The sequence below is a fragment of the Gordonia sp. 852002-50816_SCH5313054-c genome, from assembly GCF_001665925.1.
Classification (GTDB): domain Bacteria; phylum Actinomycetota; class Actinomycetes; order Mycobacteriales; family Mycobacteriaceae; genus Gordonia; species Gordonia jacobaea.
Map to the genome: position 1 here is coordinate 75238 of NZ_LZTE01000019.1, position 15380 is coordinate 90617.

A 15380-nucleotide genomic window follows, 5' to 3' on the forward strand; every position below is an offset into this window, starting at 1 on the left:
CGCCGACGACGCCGTCGACGCTGTCGGCGACCACCGGCCGGGTCAGGCGGAACGCAGCCGCGCGGAAGGCTCCGCTGCGGGCGGTAGCCCGATACTCGCGTCGTACCCGCGGAAGTTCTCGAGCCACCACCGCCAGTCGTCAGGCACCAGTTCGAAGGGCGTCGGGTGGCCGAGTTCGCGTGCGGCCCACACCGGCCAGTGCGGATTGGACAGCGCCGGTCGACCCAGGAATACCAGGTCGACCAATTCGTCGCGGATGACCTGGTCTGCGGTCTCGGGAATGCCGAGATTCCAGCTCGTACCGACGGGGATCTGCAGCTGAGTCCGCACCCGGTTGGTCTTCTCGACCATGAATGCTTCGCGGCCCATCGGCGGATCGATCATCTCGTCGGTGTTGAAGCCGAGAGAGATGTCGGCGAGATCGAGTCCGTGCTCCTTCATCCAGCCGATCGCGACCAGCGAATCGTCGAACTGGGCGCCCGCAGGGTTGAGATCGTCTGCTCCGAGCCGCATGGTGAGCGGATACTCATCGGGCCATACCTCGCGCACCGCATCGAGCGCCTCGAGGTGGAATCGCGCCCGGTTCTCCAGCGAACCGCCGTACTGATCGGTGCGGTGATTGGCGATCGGCGAGAAGAACTCGGCGCCCAGATAGCCATGGGCGAAGTGCATTTCGAGCCACTGGTAGCCTGCGTCGAGTGCTCGGCGCGCAGCGTCGGCGTATTTGCGATGCAGCGCCTTGATCTCGTCGACGGTCAGCTCGTGGACGGGCCAGGAGTGGTCGCCGCCGTACGGGATGGCCGACGGCGCAATGCACTGCCAACCGTTGGGGTGATCGGCAGGTAGCTGCGAGTTGCCCGGGAATCCGGGGTAGCTCTTGTGTGGTGCCACCTCACTGCCCTTGCGGCCGGTGTGACCGAGTTGGATGGCCGGCACGGCTCCGAATCGTTTGATGATGTCGGTCACCCGACGGTGGCCGTCGATCTGATCGTCGGACCAGATTCCCGCGCACTCCGTGGTGGTTCGACCGTCGGGGGTGATGGCGATCTGCTCCGGAAAGATCAGCCCGAAGCCACCTGACGCGCGAGCGCCGAGGTAGCTCACGTGATAATCGTCCATCTTCCCGTCGTGCGACGAGTACATGGTCATGGGCGACATCACGATGCGATTGCGCAGGGTGACGCCCTTGAGGGTGAAGGGAGAGAAGAGGTCTGGCATGAGGTGTCTCCGATTAGGTGGTCCCGAATGGGTTCGAAAACAGTTCATCCCAACACTTTTGCGTGATCATTACCGCGCGCGTGTCCTCGGGTAACGCTCACCTCACACCGACCGGCGACGCCGCGTGAGGTTCTCGAGTCAACGGTCTCTGAACCAGCCGGCGCTCTTTGCGCGCCAGGCCATTTCCTCCCAGTAGCCCCAACTGTGAGTGCCAACACGTGGATAGTCGGTTGTGATCGGGAGACCAGCCCGACTCGCCGCGAATTCGAACGCGCGCGTCTGTGCCTGGGCGAGTACCTCGAGCGGAGTTCCCTTGAGCGAGTTGGAGATGTTGGTGTCGCGATTGCCCCAGATGGCCGATCCGGCAGCCACCCGCACACTCAGTCCACGTAAGCGTGGAGCCTGGACGAACGGATCGTTGTCGAGCCACCGTGTGCTCCACGGGGGACCCCACATGTCGTCTGAATTGAACGGACCGACGCCCGCCTCGAGCCCGGCGTCGAGGAGTGTGAGCCGGATGGCCTCCCGCATCCCCGGTGCCGACAGATTCAGGTACCCCGACATCGAGAACGCGTGCGAGATGCGCGCGTGGTGATAGGCGCCGTAGATCAGTGCGGCGTTGCCGCCCATCGAAATTCCCATGATCGCGTACTTGTGTCGCGGTCCGACGTCGAGCCCCTGTCGGTCGAGCATTGCGACCAAAGTGTCGAGGCGGCAGGTCCACCGATAGCGATAGCCCATGTTGCTGAGACTGTTGCGGGCGTTCCAGTCGGTGTAGAAACTCGCGAGACCGCCCGCGGGCGCCACCACGTTGACCCCGCTATCGGCCATGGCGCCGACGTTGGTGCTCAGCTTCCATCCGCTGGCCGCCGCCGTCACGCGCAGTCCGGAGAGCGCGATCACGGTCTTGTAGTTGCCCGGACGAGTCCACATGTCGACCGGCGTGGCAGGCATGCCGCACCCGCTGAGAGTGGCGCGACGGTAGACGGCGGCGTCGGCAGTGCCCGCTCCGACAATGCCCACGCCGAGAGCCGCGGCGATGACGGCGATCAGGGTCGTGATCCGCGTGTGGCGCATGGGCCGAGGATCTCACGATGAGCCCGACGACTTACCCGATTCGGAGGACGAACCGGCGCGGAACAGCTGGCGGGTTACCCGGCCCGTCGCTTGCGGTTGCCCAGAGGCGCGGAATCCGCGCGTCTGGGCAACCGGAAAATCGAGCGTGGGGACATCGCGCAGTCAGAGCGCGCGGACGCTACAGCCGGCCGCGGCGGCTATCAGGGCAGCCCGAAACCGAACGGCAGGCGACCGCCCTCGCGCTGCCGACCGGAACCGCTTCCGTCCGAGCCGTCTCCGTCGGAGCCGTTGCCGCGCTCGGAGATCGTTGTCTGTTCCTTGTCGACGGTGCTGCCCAGTGTCACCTGGACGGTCTTCGTCTGTCCGCCGGAACTGACGGTCACGGGCACGGTTTCACCGGGGGAGTGCGTGAGGATCTGCGCCATCAGATCGGCGTAGTTGCCGATGGTGGCGTTGCCGATCTTGGTGATCACGTCACCGTTCTTGATGCCGGCATCGGCTGCCGGACCGCCCGATTGCACCGACGTGACCTTTGCCCCGTTGACCGCATCGTTGCTTGATGCGAGCGAACCCGACACGCCCAGAACAGGTTTGGTGGCCTGTCCGTCTTGCATCAGTTCATTCGCGATGCGCTTTGCCGTGTTGATCGGAATGGCGAAGCCGAGGCCGAATGCCTGTGGGCCGCCACTGCTGCTCTGTCCGGTGTCGACGGCCGAGTTCACAGCGATGACCTGTCCTTGCAGATTCACCAGTGGCCCACCGGAATTGCCCGGGTTGATCGGAGTGTCGGTCTGTAGCCCGTTGTAGACGGTGACCGAGCTGCCCTGTTCGTCACCCGCGGTCACGGTCCGCGACAGTGCGCTCACGATTCCGGACGTCACAGTGTTGGAGAGGTTTTCGGGACTGCCGACGGCGACCACCTGCTGGCCGACCTGAAGCGACCCGGAATCGCCGATGCTCGCGGGGGTGAGCCCCGACGCGCCGTCGAGCTTGATGACCGCGATGTCGTACGAGGGAGAGGTGCCCTTCACGCTTGCGGGATAGGTCTTTCCGTCCGGGGTGGTCACCTGGATCTTGGCGCCGCTGCCGACGCCCGACACTACGTGATTGTTGGTGAGGACGTAGCCGTCCGGCGAGAGAATGATGCCGCTACCGACCGCTGTGCCCTGGCTGGTTGCGACCTTGATGTCTGCCGTCGACTTCGACGCAACCTGTGCGGCGTAGGTGACCGAACCGGGTTGCGCGTCAGCGGCATTGGTTGCCGCGGCGGGTGCCGACGCGATGACGGGAGCGTTCGACGACGAGCCGTTGTCGAGAAGGGCATACCCTCCGACGCCGACGAGGCCACCGACCAGTCCCGCCAGCACCGCCGTCGCGACAAGCGGCTTGGCGATCCCGCGGGATCGCTGGGCAGGCGCAGGGGGTGTCGGAGCGCTCGCGTATGCGCCTGGGAACTGCCCGCCAGTGGGATGAGGCGCAGTGGGATGAGGCGCAGTGGGATGAGGCTCAGTGGGATAGGTCGCGGTGGGATGAGGCTCTGTGTAAGGGTTCTCGTAGGGTGCGCCCTGCCACGATGTCCCCGGGTCGGTTGCGGTGCCTGGGTCGGTTCCGTGGTGTCCCTGATCCGGGTGGGGTCCCTCGATCGGTGAGGTGTCGGACTCGTCGGGCGTGTTGCTGTTCACGAGACCACACTGCCGTCCGCTACTGAGAGCATGGTCAGTGCGAAATTCTGAATTTGCTGACAAAACAACGGTGTTCTCCTCAGCTTTGTGCCAGGTGATGGGTACGACGACGGGTCGTCGAATGTGGTTCCGGCCGTGCGGTGCCGGAGTTCTGTTGTGCCGAAGTGGTGTCCGCCGACGCTGACGTCGTGCCTGTGCCCGGCCGCGTGCTGAGGTCGTACACCGTGTAGTCGCCGACGGTGCGGGCAGCGTAATGGCTTGTGACCCACTGCCCGATGGGTGCGGTAACGGAACTGCCTCGTCCGCTCGCGCGCTGTCCGCCGCCGAACCCGTCGGTCGCGGTCGTCGCGCTGTGTGTTTCGGTTCCGGACTCACGCGGGGTGGTCACCACGTAGTAGCCGATCTCCTTGTCGGCCACATACTTCTGGAACTGCGCGAGCGTCGGCGTCGGATCGTTGGAGAATCCGCCGATACCCATGACCGGGACGCGGGCGTCGAGTTCGAGCGACGCTGCGCTCGACGTCCTGTTGGTGGCCGCAGCCCAGCGCGCGGAACTCGATTGCAACAGACGGTCGAGTTGGGGCGAATCCGGGGCGGTGCCCATACCCCCGCCGTCTGTGCTGCTGTGCCCGGAAGGGCTGTGCCCAGAAGTGTTGTGCCCGGGCAGTACCGACGGCCCGCCGCCCGTGTGTGCCACGGTGTCGCCGTTGATTGCGAATGCGGCCGGAGCCGAGAGGACGGCCAGCACACCGCATCCGGCCGCGATGAGAGCGACGGGCCGGCGAGCGCGTGTCGGCACGGCAGCAAGTACCGCGGCCGCGACGGCAACAAGTAGTACCGCCCAACGCAACCAGGGAAGCCACGACGATTCGCGGTCGAGTAACACGAATGCCCAGACGCCGCCCGCGACGATCATCGCTGCCAGTCCCACACGCGCGGTGATCGCGCGCCACACGGTCGCCGAGTCGCGGGCGCGCCACGCCTCGACGACCCCGATTCCGACCAGTCCCGCGATGGGCGGCGCGATGGCGAGTGAGTAGTAGGGGTGAACCGTTCCGCTCATGTAGGACAACACAATTCCGTCGAGCAGTAACCACAGTCCGAACAGCAGCGCGCCTGCGCGCACGAGGTCGGTGCGTGGTGCGCGACCGCGAAGAGCGAGCACCACCACCAGCGCGATGAGCGCTGACGGCAGTAAGAACGAGATTTCCGCTCCGAACTCTCCGGCGAAGAGTCGACCGATGCCGGGGGCGCTACCGAACATTCCGCCGCCGAAACCATGTGCGAGAGAGGGGTTCTGGCGCATGAATTCATCCAGCGCGGCATCGGTGGGACCGTCCGCGTGGCTGTGACCCTCGATGCGGTCGAGTCCGTTGTAGCCGAGCACCAGGTTCATGAAGTTGTTGTCCGTCGAACCAGCTAGATACGGGCGCGACGACGCCGGCCATAGGAGTGTGAGCACCACATACCATCCCGATGCCACGACTAGTGCGAGCGCTGCGACCGCAAGATGCCAGACGCGCCGACCAAGCGTCGTCGGCGCAGCCAACAGGTAGACGACGCCCAGTGCGGGCAACACCATCAATCCTTCCAGCATCTTGGCGAGAAACGCGAAACCCAGTGCAACACCGGCCAGTACGAGCCAGCGCAGTGACGCCCGAGACGTCGCTCGCACCGTGCAGTAGGCGGCCGCGGTCATCAGCAGGACCATCGCGGCGTCGGGGTTGTTGAATCGAAACATCATGGCCGCCACGGGAGTCAGCGCAAGGGCTGCGCCCGCGATGAGTCCCGCAGTCCTGCCGGAGATACGGGTCACCGTGGCGTAGAGCAGAGCAACCGATGCGACTCCCATGATCGCCTCGGGGATCAGCATGCTCGCGGACGAGTACCCGAAGATCTGTCCGGAGATCCCCATGATCCATTGCGACACCGGAGGTTTGTCGACGGTGATGAAGTTCGACGGATCGACCGATCCGAAAAGTACCGCCTCCCAGTTGCGCGACCCCGCCCACGCCGCACCCGCGTAGAACGAGTTGGCGTTTCCGTTGACGGTGATATTCCAGAGGTAGAGCACAGCGGTGCCGACGAGGAGTGCAGCGAGGGCTACCCGATCCCGGGTTGTCGCGCGGGGCAGGCGATTGCCGTCGGCGCCGATCTCGAGGTCGTCTGTTCCCTGCGGTGCGGCGAAGTGGGCGGTGTGAGGGGTGCCGTTGGGAAACGCAGCTGCGGCTGGGGAGGCTGGGGTCACGAACACGATGGTGCGGCCGATGTGCTGAGGTGCGGCTGAGGCTGCGCTGCCAGGTAGCTGTGAGCGCGGAAATGCGTTCTCACCAGGGGTGTTTCAGTGTCCGATCCGTCCGGAACGTCGAGTACTCAGGGCTCTCACAGACGGTGTCACTACGGTGACCCAGTCGAGGTGGGGGAGTCCGCCCAAGACCATTGATGCCGACCAGGGATGTCATCCTGTGATGCCGATCACGGGTGCGGCAGTGAACTATCGAGAAAGGGCGGAACCGGTGGAGCAGGAGGGAACGTCGCGCTATCGCGCGCGCCGCGCACCCTCCGGTGGCCGTGGTTTCCGTGGCTCCGACGGTCGGCGCCTGACTGCGGGCGAAGTCGCTGCACGACGGTCGCGTATCCCTACGAGTCCGGCCGTAAGGCAGCAAGCGCCGCCCCGACCGGAACCCCGAACGCGGTGGGAGCCGGTCGACGATCTCACCCAGCCCATTCCGCAGGTCACCACCTCGCGCCGCACGCGCAGGTCCGCCGCAGGTGAAGCCCGCGCCTCGTCCCGCACCCGCTCGTCTCGCACCCGCTCGACGCGCCGACGCTCAGCGGCCGGCCCGCAGCGCCGGTCGTCGATGGTGCGAATCGGGCGGGTCGCGGTCGCGATGTGTTCGGTCGCGATCCTCGGCGTCGTCGGACTCGCATGGGGCACTGTCACACACGTCGCCGGAGGGTTCGGCAGGTCGGCAGCATTGGCCGGCGGACCAGCGTCGAGCGGCGGGGCCGAGAACATCCTGTTGATGGGTCTCGACACCCGCAAGGACCGCGACGGCAACAATCTGTCACCGGACATCCTCAAGCAGCTTCATGCCGGAGATGGCGACGAGGGTGGCTACAACACCAACACCCTGATCCTCGTGCACATCCCCGCGGACAGGAAGAACATCGTCGCGTTCTCGATTCCGCGCGACGACCTCGTCGATGTCGACGGTCTCGATGTCAGCCAGGCCAAGATCAAAGAGGCATACGGCCGCAAGAAGGCGATGGTCGAGGACGAACTGACAACACAGGGCATCACCGATCAGGCCACGCTCGAATCACGTGGACGTGAGGCCGGTCGTGCCGAGACCATCGAGACGGTGCGTCAGCTCACCGGGGTGCCGATCGATCGGTTCGCCGAAGTGAGCCTCGTCGGCTTCTACGACATATCCAAGGCGCTCGGCGGTATCGACGTCTGTCTGAATCATTCTGTCCGCGACTCGTATTCGGGCGCTCGGTTCCCCGCGGGTCGCCAGCACCTCAACGCGTCGCAGTCGTTGGCCTTCGTGCGGCAGCGCCACGGACTCGACAACGGCGACCTCGACCGCACCCACCGACAACAGGCATTCCTCCTCTCGGTGATGCATCAGGTACAGAGCACCGGAATGCTGACCGACCCAGGAAAACTCAACAGACTCAGCACAGCACTCAACAACGACGTGGTGCTCTCCGACGGGTGGGACCTCATGTCGTGGGGGCAGCAGATGCTCGCACCGAGCGGCCAGCGCGTCAGCTTCCGCACGCTTCCGGTCGAGCGGTACGACACGGTCGACGGCCAGGACGTCAACATCATCGACACCGCAAAGGTGCGCGACCAGATCCAGACGGCCTTCGGCATGAAGGCGGCGTCGACCACGTCCAGCGCCTCGGCAGCGTCACCGTCCGCCGAGTCGTCTTCCGGTTCGACGTCGACGAGCGATCCGGCCGACGACGAGACGACGGCGTCGCTCGACGGTCCCGCACCCGACTCGGGCGGAGCCGTGAGCAGCGGTTCGGCCATTCCCTGCGTCGACTGAGTGAGCTCGGCGTCGGGTCGATCGATGCTCGACCGTCGAAATGTCGCGCCTACGGGTGGGCGCAACGGACAATCCGTCGGTTGCCGCTCCGGACGCGACGCAGCACAGTATCCGCCATGAGTACAGACGCACCCGCCGACGACGATGCCGCCGTCACGCAGTTGAACTACGGCAGCAAAGTCCTCGCCGTCGAGCCAGGTGGCAACGAGCCGATTCCGGTGGAGGCCCGTCACGGGTCGCCGCGTGGGCTCTTCTGGACGTGGACGGCACCCAACCTCGAATTCGCCACGATCTTCGTCGGCGTGCTCGCTGTGGCCGTGTTCGGTCTGTCGTTCTGGCAGGCCGTGGCCGCGGTGGTGCTCGGCAACGGACTCGCCGCGGTTGCCCACTACCTGCTGTCGGCCGACGGGCCACTGCACGGGGTGCCGCAGATGGTGCTCGGTCGGCTCGCCTTCGGATATCGCGGCAACATCCTTCCCGCGACGTTCATGGCAGTCATGTGCGGCGTCGGCTGGTTCGCGACCAACAATGCCAGTGGCGCTTTCGCGTTGTCGTCGCTGTTCGGATTCACCCCGCTCGTGGGGTTGATCATCATCGTCATCGTGCAGACCGCGTTCGCGTTCTTCGGGCACAACCTGGTGCAGCGATTCGAGCGGATCGCCGCGCCGATCCTGGCGGTGATCTTCTTGATCGCCGCGGTGATCATCTTCAGTAAGTCGCACCTCGACGCGCCCCCGTCGTCGGGCGGCGGTTTCTCGATGGCGGGCTTCTGGCTCACCGTCGGTGCCGCATTCGGGTACACCGCAGGCTGGACGCCCTACGCCGCCGACTACACCCGCTACCTCCCGCCGACCGTGTCGCGGGTGCACACGGGCCTCTACGCGTCGCTCGGCTTGTTCGTCTCGTGCACCGTGCTGATGATCGTTGGTGCGGCGTCGGTGACGATCGGTCCGGCGACGTCGGACAACCCGACCGCCGCGTTCACCGCGAACCTGCCGACGCTCGTCGCGGATCTCACGTTGCTCGCCATCGCGGTCGGCGCCGTTGCGGCCAACGCGATCAACGTCTACTCCGGATCGATGGCGTTCGTGACCATGGGATTCAAGCTGCCGATGAACACGCAGCGCGCGCTGGTCACAGTGCTGTTCGGCATCGTCGGATTCCTGGTGGCCTGGTGGGCGCTTGCCGACGCCGCAGCGTCGTACGAGGCATTCCTGCTCTTGGTTGCCTACTGGATCGGTCCGTGGCTCGGTGTGGTCTTCGCCGATCGATTGCTGCGCAAGAAGCGTCCGTCGTTGGACCTGCTGTACGACACGCGCTACGTGAACTGGGGTGGGCTGGCCGCGTTCGTCATCGCGTTGGTCGGATCGGTTCTGCTGTTCTGCAATCAGGAGAAATTCGTCGGGTACGTGGTTCGCGCGGTTCCCGAGTTGGGTGACATCGGTGCGTTCGTCGGGTTCGCAATCGCATTCGTGGGGTATGTGGTTCTGGCCAGAAAGAGTGTCGAGGAGTCGCAGCGCACATACGTCTGACGACACAGCCTCTCGCTGTCACGCCGACGCGGGTCCTGCTCCGAGGTTCATCTCGGAGCAGGGCCCGCGTCGGTCAGTTCGGCGTGCGGGTCCCGGCGCCGTCGGCGCGTAAAGCGCTGAATGCCAACAGAATCGATGCATACATCTCGGGGTCTGTCGGGTCGAATCCGAGCACCTCGCGCACACGGTCGAGACGCTGATAGAGGCTTTGGCGTCCAATGTGCAAGGCCTGCGCCGAGCGAGTTGCACTGCAGCCGTTGCGCAGATGCACCTCTAGTGTGCGTGCAAGATGCGTCGACGACTCCGCGTCGTGGCGAACGAGCGGATCGATGAGGTCGATCAGTTCGTCGCGTGCCGCAGCAGACATGGTGCTTGCCGCGGCGTCGACGGCCAGAGCCCTTGCGGTGAACACGCGCCCGGCAACACTCTTGGTCTGCACGGATTCGACTGCGCTGCCCAGTCTTTCGGCACAGGTACGCAGCGAGTCGCCGATCGATAGCGACAGTCCTGGCCCCGGCCCGGCGTCAGCGGTCGCACACGGTTGGCCGACGACCACGGTCACGCGGCTGGCGTGTGCACCGATGTCGGTGAACGCCGTGCGGACGCAGTCGACGGCGTCGTGGTCACCGGTGGGAGTCGGCATCACGACGAGGCCGTACACGGTGGCGTCGACGGTCTCGAAGACCACACCGCCGAGCGTGGCCGCGGCACGACTGAGCGCACTCTCGGCCATGCGTGAATCGGGCGACTCGACGACAACCGGCACGATCTGCGTCGACTGGGCCACCGGGGCGCCCGAACCCGACAGACGAGCGAACAGATCGGCTCGTCGAATCGGGCGCGACGCCAACAATTCCTCGATGAGCCGCGACGCCACCGCGGAGCGCCCGATGCCTCCACGTACGAGTGCCGACGTCAGTGGACCCGCCGCGCAGTCGAGGAGCATCGCGGCGCGTTCGCCGGGGATCGGTGTGGCACCCGGACCTGCGATCAACCGTGCGATCTCGCGTCCGCGCGCGATGATCGGCGCCGATGCGATTTGACCGTCGACGGCCCGCCACGCTGATCGATCGTCGTCGACGCCGTGCGCGGCGATCAGTGCACCTCCCGTGCCCACCAACACGATCGGGCAGTGCGCGGCGTCGGAGACGTGTTCGAGCATCTTGGCGACGCCACCGCCGGTGGCCATGTCGTCGTGCAGGGTGGTGTCGAGCTCGCCACGTAACCGCAGGTCGGCGAGTTCTGCAGACACGATGGCCGTGTTGGAGGTGCGGCACATCGTGATGAACGGCACCACACGACGTAGCTCGATGATCGGCAGCCGCCGCGCAGATCCCTCCCGAATGATCTCGTCGGGAACGCTGTCGAAGCTGCGTCCGATCTCGAACGCGAGCGCCACCACACCACGTTCGGCCAGCTCGCGGACGTAGTGGCGGCGGGTGCCCGCGTCGAGTCCAGCCAATCCGAGTCCGGTCGTCAACAACAGTTCACCGCCTGAGAGCAGGGGGCCTATCTCGTAGATCTCGCTCGAATGCACCCAGATCACGGGGCGTTCGAGGCGATCGTGTGCGGTGAGCACGTGCGGATCGGCGTCGATGAGGTAGTCGTCGATGATCTGTCGGAGCGAGAGCGTCGACGCCGGCCGTTGAAGCATGGATAGACGATATGCACGTTGAGGTCGGCGCGCGACACGACGGACTGTCGGTTGAACACGACGACGTAGCCGCGCACAGTCGAATCATGCTCTCGCGACATGGGACGACGTCCACGTTCGACGCCGTGGCTGCGCTCGACACCGCCTACCGACAAGCACAACTCGGCCTCTCCGAAGGGGGGATTCCGATCGGGGCCGCGCTGTTCAGCGCCGACGGCACCCTCCTCGGCGAGGGACGCAACCGACGGGTGCAGCACGACGACCCGTCTGTGCACGGCGAGACCGACGCCTTCCGCGTCGCGGGCAGGCAACGCGACTACTCGTCGACCATCATGGTCACCACGCTGGCGCCGTGCTGGTACTGCAGTGGGCTCATCAGGCAGTTCGGTATCGGTGCGGTGGTGATCGGGGAGAACCGCACCTTCGACGGCGGGCAGGAGTGGCTGCGCGACCTCGGCGTCGACGTGACGATTCTCGACGACGAGCGGTGCGTCGCGATGATGACCGACTTCATCGCCGGGAATCCCGCGCTCTGGAATGAGGACATCGGTGTCGTCGACGCCGGAGTGAACGCGGCACGTTCCGACACGGGGAGTCTGCGGTGAGCGGGGAGACGTCGAGTCCGATCCTGACCGTCGACCTCGCGCAGTGGCGTGCCGGTGGCGACGGCGCCGACGCCGTGTGCGCCGCGGTGGACGAGTCGTTACAGAAGGCGGGATTCCTGCTGGTCACGGGCCACGGAATCGATCCGGAGCTGCCCGCCGCGCTGCGCGCCACCGCCCGCGAGTTCTTCGCCATGTCACCGGAGGTGAAAGGGCAGTACGCCGTCGGAGTCGGTGGTCGAGGTTGGATCGGCCCGGGCCTGGAGGCCAACGGCTACTCCGAGGGCACCGAAACGCCTCCCGACCTGAAGGAAACCTACAACTCGGGCGCCCAGACACGAGTCGGCATTCCCGAGGTGGACGACTACTGGTTCGCCCCGGACGTCTGGCCCGCGGAGGCGCCACGGTTACGTGAGCTGTTCACCGCCTGGACCGCGGCGTGCAAGAAGCTCTCCGACGACCTGCTCGCCCTGATGGCGGCGTCGCTGGGACTGTCCGGGAGCGAGAACCCGTTTCGCGACCTCGCGGGCTCGGCCACCTGGACGTCGAACATCAATCACTATCCGCCCATGACCGACGTCGGTGAGCCGGAGCCCGGTCAGTACCGCATCGGCCCGCACACCGACTTCGGCACCGTCACCATCCTCGACCGCGAGCCGGGCGCGGGCGGACTGCAGGTCTATAGCGAGCAGGGCGGTTGGGCGGATGCGCCGTACGATCCGTCTGCGTTGACGGTCAACATCGGCGACCTGCTCGAGTACTGGTCGGGAGGCCGCTGGCCCGCGGGCAGGCACCGCGTGCTGCCGCCGCAGGCCGACGCGCCGGAGGAAGATCTCGTCTCGTTGATCTTCTTCTACGAACTCGACCACGACGCCGTCGTGACACCCCTGGACCCTCCCGTCGGCAAGGTTGCTGGCCGGCCGCCGGTGATCGGCGGCGACTTCATCCGCGAACGGCTCAACGCCATCACGGTCGGCTAGCGCCGCGCCAGATCCCATCGACCGTGCGCTCGAGACTGCCGACTGGGCGCTCTATCCTGCCGACTGTGCGCTGAAAGCGGTTGAGTGGGCGTCGAATTCGGTCGAGAGTGCGCTGCTGTGGTCCGGCGAGGCTACTGTCGGGGGATGCGCTCACTGATCCCGCTCGCCGCGCCGGTCGATCCCGCGCAGGCGCTGACGAGGATCGCGTGGTTGCTCGAGCGTGACAGGCAGAGCAGCTACCGCGTCGAGGCGTTCCGGCGCGCGGCCGCGACGGTCGTCGAGGTCGGTGATGACGAGATTCGACGACGCTCCGCGGCGGGTTCGCTGACCGCGTTGTCGGGCATCGGCAAGACCACAGCGGCCGTGATCGACGAGGCCGTGTCAGGGGTGCTTCCCGACTACCTCGACGGGTTGCAGGCCCAGGCCGATCCCTTGACCGACCCCGCCGCCGACTCAGGCGACCTGCTCTACGAGGCGCTGCGCGGCGATCTCCACGCACACACCACGTGGAGCGACGGCGGTGCATCTATCGGCGAAATGGCTTCGGCGGCAAGCGCTCTCGGCCAACAATGGCTTGCGATCACCGATCACTCGCCCCGCCTGACCGTCGCCAACGGACTCGCGGCGGAGCGTCTCGATGCCCAGATCGGCGTGATCGAGCAGTTCAACGCGCGCGGCGACGTCGACCTGGTCGTGTTGACCGGAATCGAAGTCGACATCCTCGACGACGGAGCGCTCGACCAATCCGCGGAGATGCTCGAGCGCGTCGATGTCGTCACAGCGTCGGTGCACTCGAAGCTGAAGATGGACGCGGCTCCGATGACCCGACGGATGGTGGCTGCAGTCGAACACCCTCGCGTACGGGTGCTCGGGCACTGCACGGGGAGGCTCGTCACCGGCGGACGCGGTACGCGCCCACAGTCGACATTCGATGCGCACCAAGTGTTTTCGACGTGCCGCGACACCAACACCGCCGTCGAGATCAATTCTCGACCCGAACGCGTCGACCCTCCCGACGACCTGCTCACCCTGGCACGTGACCTCGGCTGCTTGTTCGCCATCGACTCCGACGCCCACGCACCCGGACAATTGGAGTTCAAAGCACTCGGCGCCCAGCGCGCAGAGAGACTCGGCATCGACGCCGACCGCATCGTGACGACATGGCCGCTGGACCGCCTGCGCGCATGGTTGGCCGACGCCGACGTCGTTTCATGACCGCACCATTCGCAATAGACCGACCATCAGTTCGACCAACCATCCGTATCACCAACAAGGGAGCGACCGTTGAACCCACCGATCATGTCCAAATCCGACGCCGCCGAACTCATCGTCGCAGCACGACTGCGCGCCGGTCTGACGTGGGCCGAGATCGCCGAGCGCATCGAGGCGCCACTCGTGTGGACCGTTGCCGCACTACTCGGCAAGCATCCTGTACCTGCCGAGAAGGCCGAAATCGTCTGCGAGATACTCGGTCTCGGCGAAGGCGTCGCAGAGAGTCTTCGTCTGCAGCCCGCTCGGACACGCGACGACGAACTGACGTCCGACCCGACGATCTATCGCTTCTACGAGGCGCTAGCGGTGTACGGCCCCGCGCTGAAAGAACTGATTCACGAGGAGTTCGGCGACGGCATCATGAGCGCCATCAACTTCAAGGTCGACATCGCGCGAAGGCCCGACCCCGACGGCGACCGCGTGGTGGTCACCTTCGACGGGAAGTTCCTCGATTACCGCTGGTGAGCGCGATCCTGTGGCGCCGCACACATCCGTCGCGCCTAGATGACCGGTAGCATTTCGTCGGATTTGTCCTACAAACGAAGGCAGGCTGGCGATGGGTGCGGCGCGCGAGGGAATTGTCGGCGGTGCGCGGAAGCAGGCGGCCCGCGGCGTGGGACTCGTCTCGAGCTATCTGCGGCCGTACACGTCGGCACACGGCGTCGCCGATTGCGACGACGAATACCGCAGCGGCGACTGGGACTACCTCGCCAACGAGCAGGAGGCTCCGCGCTTCCACGTCGTCGCCGGATACTGTCTGCGCACCACGCCCCGACCCCGTGTGCTCGAACTCGGTTGCGGCGAAGGGCTGTTGGCGCAGCGTCTCTCGCCCGCGCACTACACCGAGTTCCTCGGAGTCGACGCCGCTGAGAATGCCGTCGAAAAGGCTCGTGCGAAGGGGCTCGACCGCGCCGCGTTCGTACAAGCCGACGCCAGCACGTTTACCCCGGATGATGTCGATCCGACAGCCTCGCAGACGCGGTTCGACGCGATCGTGTTCTCCGAGATGCTCTACTACCTCCCGGATCCGCTGGCGACAGTCCGCCGACTGCAGGAGGGGTGGCTCGCCCCGACCGGCGAGATCGTGGTGTCGCACTACAAATCGATCGACCTTCCCCAGGCCCGCCAGGTCTGGAAGCTGCTCCACTCCGCCTTCGACGTCCGGCTGCGCTCCACGCTGACCACGGGCGACCTCACCTGGACGATCGAGGCGCTCGCGCCGCGGTGATCTCGACAAGCTCGATCAGCGGGTGGGGCTCGATCAGCGGGGTGGTCAGCTCGATCAGCGGGTGGGGCGCTCGA

The 15380-nt window shown here is 66.0% G+C and carries 12 protein-coding genes; 7 read left to right on the top strand and 5 right to left on the bottom strand.

Translation table 11 applies throughout. The features are described from left to right. Window positions 1-42: 42 nt before the first annotated feature. The 4 genes from A5788_RS01585 to A5788_RS01600 all read right to left on the bottom strand — a co-directional run bounded on the left by A5788_RS01585 (window position 43) and on the right by A5788_RS01600 (window position 6225). Window positions 43-1218 (bottom strand): NADH:flavin oxidoreductase/NADH oxidase, encoded by a 1176-nt coding sequence (locus tag A5788_RS01585; RefSeq protein ID WP_064870387.1) that lies wholly within the window; start codon window positions 1216-1218, stop codon window positions 43-45. 138 nt (window positions 1219-1356) lie between these two features. Beyond that, entirely contained in the window at window positions 1357-2295 is a 939-nt protein-coding gene (locus A5788_RS01590; RefSeq protein WP_064870386.1) for an alpha/beta hydrolase, read from the bottom strand. 200 nt (window positions 2296-2495) lie between these two features. Continuing rightward, entirely contained in the window at window positions 2496-3977 is a 1482-nt protein-coding gene (locus A5788_RS01595) for a S1C family serine protease (RefSeq protein WP_064870385.1), read from the bottom strand. Window positions 3978-4056: 79 nt separating this feature from the next. Beyond that, complete coding sequence (locus tag A5788_RS01600; RefSeq protein ID WP_082938064.1) at window positions 4057-6225, bottom strand: glycosyltransferase family 39 protein; 2169 nt, start codon at window positions 6223-6225, stop codon at window positions 4057-4059. Between the two features lie 154 nt (window positions 6226-6379). Between A5788_RS01600 and A5788_RS01605 the strand changes: the two genes are divergently transcribed. Next, on the top strand, window positions 6380-8038 hold the full coding sequence (locus tag A5788_RS01605; protein ID WP_231894279.1) for an LCP family protein: 1659 nt from the start codon (window positions 6380-6382) through the stop codon (window positions 8036-8038). Between the two features lie 116 nt (window positions 8039-8154). Then, window positions 8155-9570, top strand: a complete 1416-nt coding sequence (locus tag A5788_RS01610) for a purine-cytosine permease family protein (RefSeq protein ID WP_064870383.1) — start codon at window positions 8155-8157, stop codon at window positions 9568-9570. A gap of 73 nt (window positions 9571-9643) precedes the next feature. Here the strand turns inward: A5788_RS01610 and A5788_RS01615 are convergent, their stop codons facing one another. Beyond that, window positions 9644-11224 (bottom strand): helix-turn-helix domain-containing protein, encoded by a 1581-nt coding sequence (locus A5788_RS01615; protein WP_064870382.1) that lies wholly within the window; start codon window positions 11222-11224, stop codon window positions 9644-9646. Between the two features lie 86 nt (window positions 11225-11310). On the opposite strand from A5788_RS01615, the gene A5788_RS01620 reads away from it, so the two are divergent. The 5 genes from A5788_RS01620 to A5788_RS01640 all read left to right on the top strand — a co-directional run bounded on the left by A5788_RS01620 (window position 11311) and on the right by A5788_RS01640 (window position 15306). After that, a complete protein-coding gene (locus A5788_RS01620) occupies window positions 11311-11829 on the top strand; it encodes a nucleoside deaminase (RefSeq protein ID WP_064870429.1) in 519 nt (172 codons plus the stop codon). Further along, complete coding sequence (locus A5788_RS01625) at window positions 11826-12806, top strand: isopenicillin N synthase family dioxygenase (RefSeq protein ID WP_064870381.1); 981 nt, start codon at window positions 11826-11828, stop codon at window positions 12804-12806. Before A5788_RS01620 ends, A5788_RS01625 begins: the two co-directional genes overlap by 4 nt. Window positions 12807-12950: 144 nt before the next feature. Next, a complete protein-coding gene (locus A5788_RS01630) occupies window positions 12951-14021 on the top strand; it encodes a PHP domain-containing protein (protein WP_064870380.1) in 1071 nt (356 codons plus the stop codon). Between the two features lie 69 nt (window positions 14022-14090). Continuing rightward, window positions 14091-14543, top strand: coding sequence for a cyanase (gene cynS, locus A5788_RS01635; protein WP_005207731.1), 453 nt, complete (start codon window positions 14091-14093; stop codon window positions 14541-14543). Window positions 14544-14634: 91 nt separating this feature from the next. Further along, entirely contained in the window at window positions 14635-15306 is a 672-nt protein-coding gene (locus A5788_RS01640) for a class I SAM-dependent methyltransferase (RefSeq protein WP_064870379.1), read from the top strand. Window positions 15307-15380 lie beyond the last annotated feature (74 nt).

What these genes read in the sequence shown, in the direction of transcription:
- A5788_RS01615 (WP_064870382.1), bottom strand. Translation starts at nt 11,224, where the DNA reads ATGCTTCAACGGCCGGCGTCGACGCTCTCGCTCCGACAGATCATCGAC.
- A5788_RS01610 (WP_064870383.1), top strand. Translation starts at nt 8,155, where the DNA reads ATGAGTACAGACGCACCCGCCGACGACGATGCCGCCGTCACGCAGTTG.
- A5788_RS01585 (WP_064870387.1), bottom strand. Translation starts at nt 1,218, where the DNA reads ATGCCAGACCTCTTCTCTCCCTTCACCCTCAAGGGCGTCACCCTGCGC.
- A5788_RS01630 (WP_064870380.1), top strand. Translation starts at nt 12,951, where the DNA reads ATGCGCTCACTGATCCCGCTCGCCGCGCCGGTCGATCCCGCGCAGGCG.
- A5788_RS01640 (WP_064870379.1), top strand. Translation starts at nt 14,635, where the DNA reads ATGGGTGCGGCGCGCGAGGGAATTGTCGGCGGTGCGCGGAAGCAGGCG.
- A5788_RS01590 (WP_064870386.1), bottom strand. Translation starts at nt 2,295, where the DNA reads ATGCGCCACACGCGGATCACGACCCTGATCGCCGTCATCGCCGCGGCT.
- A5788_RS01620 (WP_064870429.1), top strand. Translation starts at nt 11,311, where the DNA reads ATGCTCTCGCGACATGGGACGACGTCCACGTTCGACGCCGTGGCTGCG.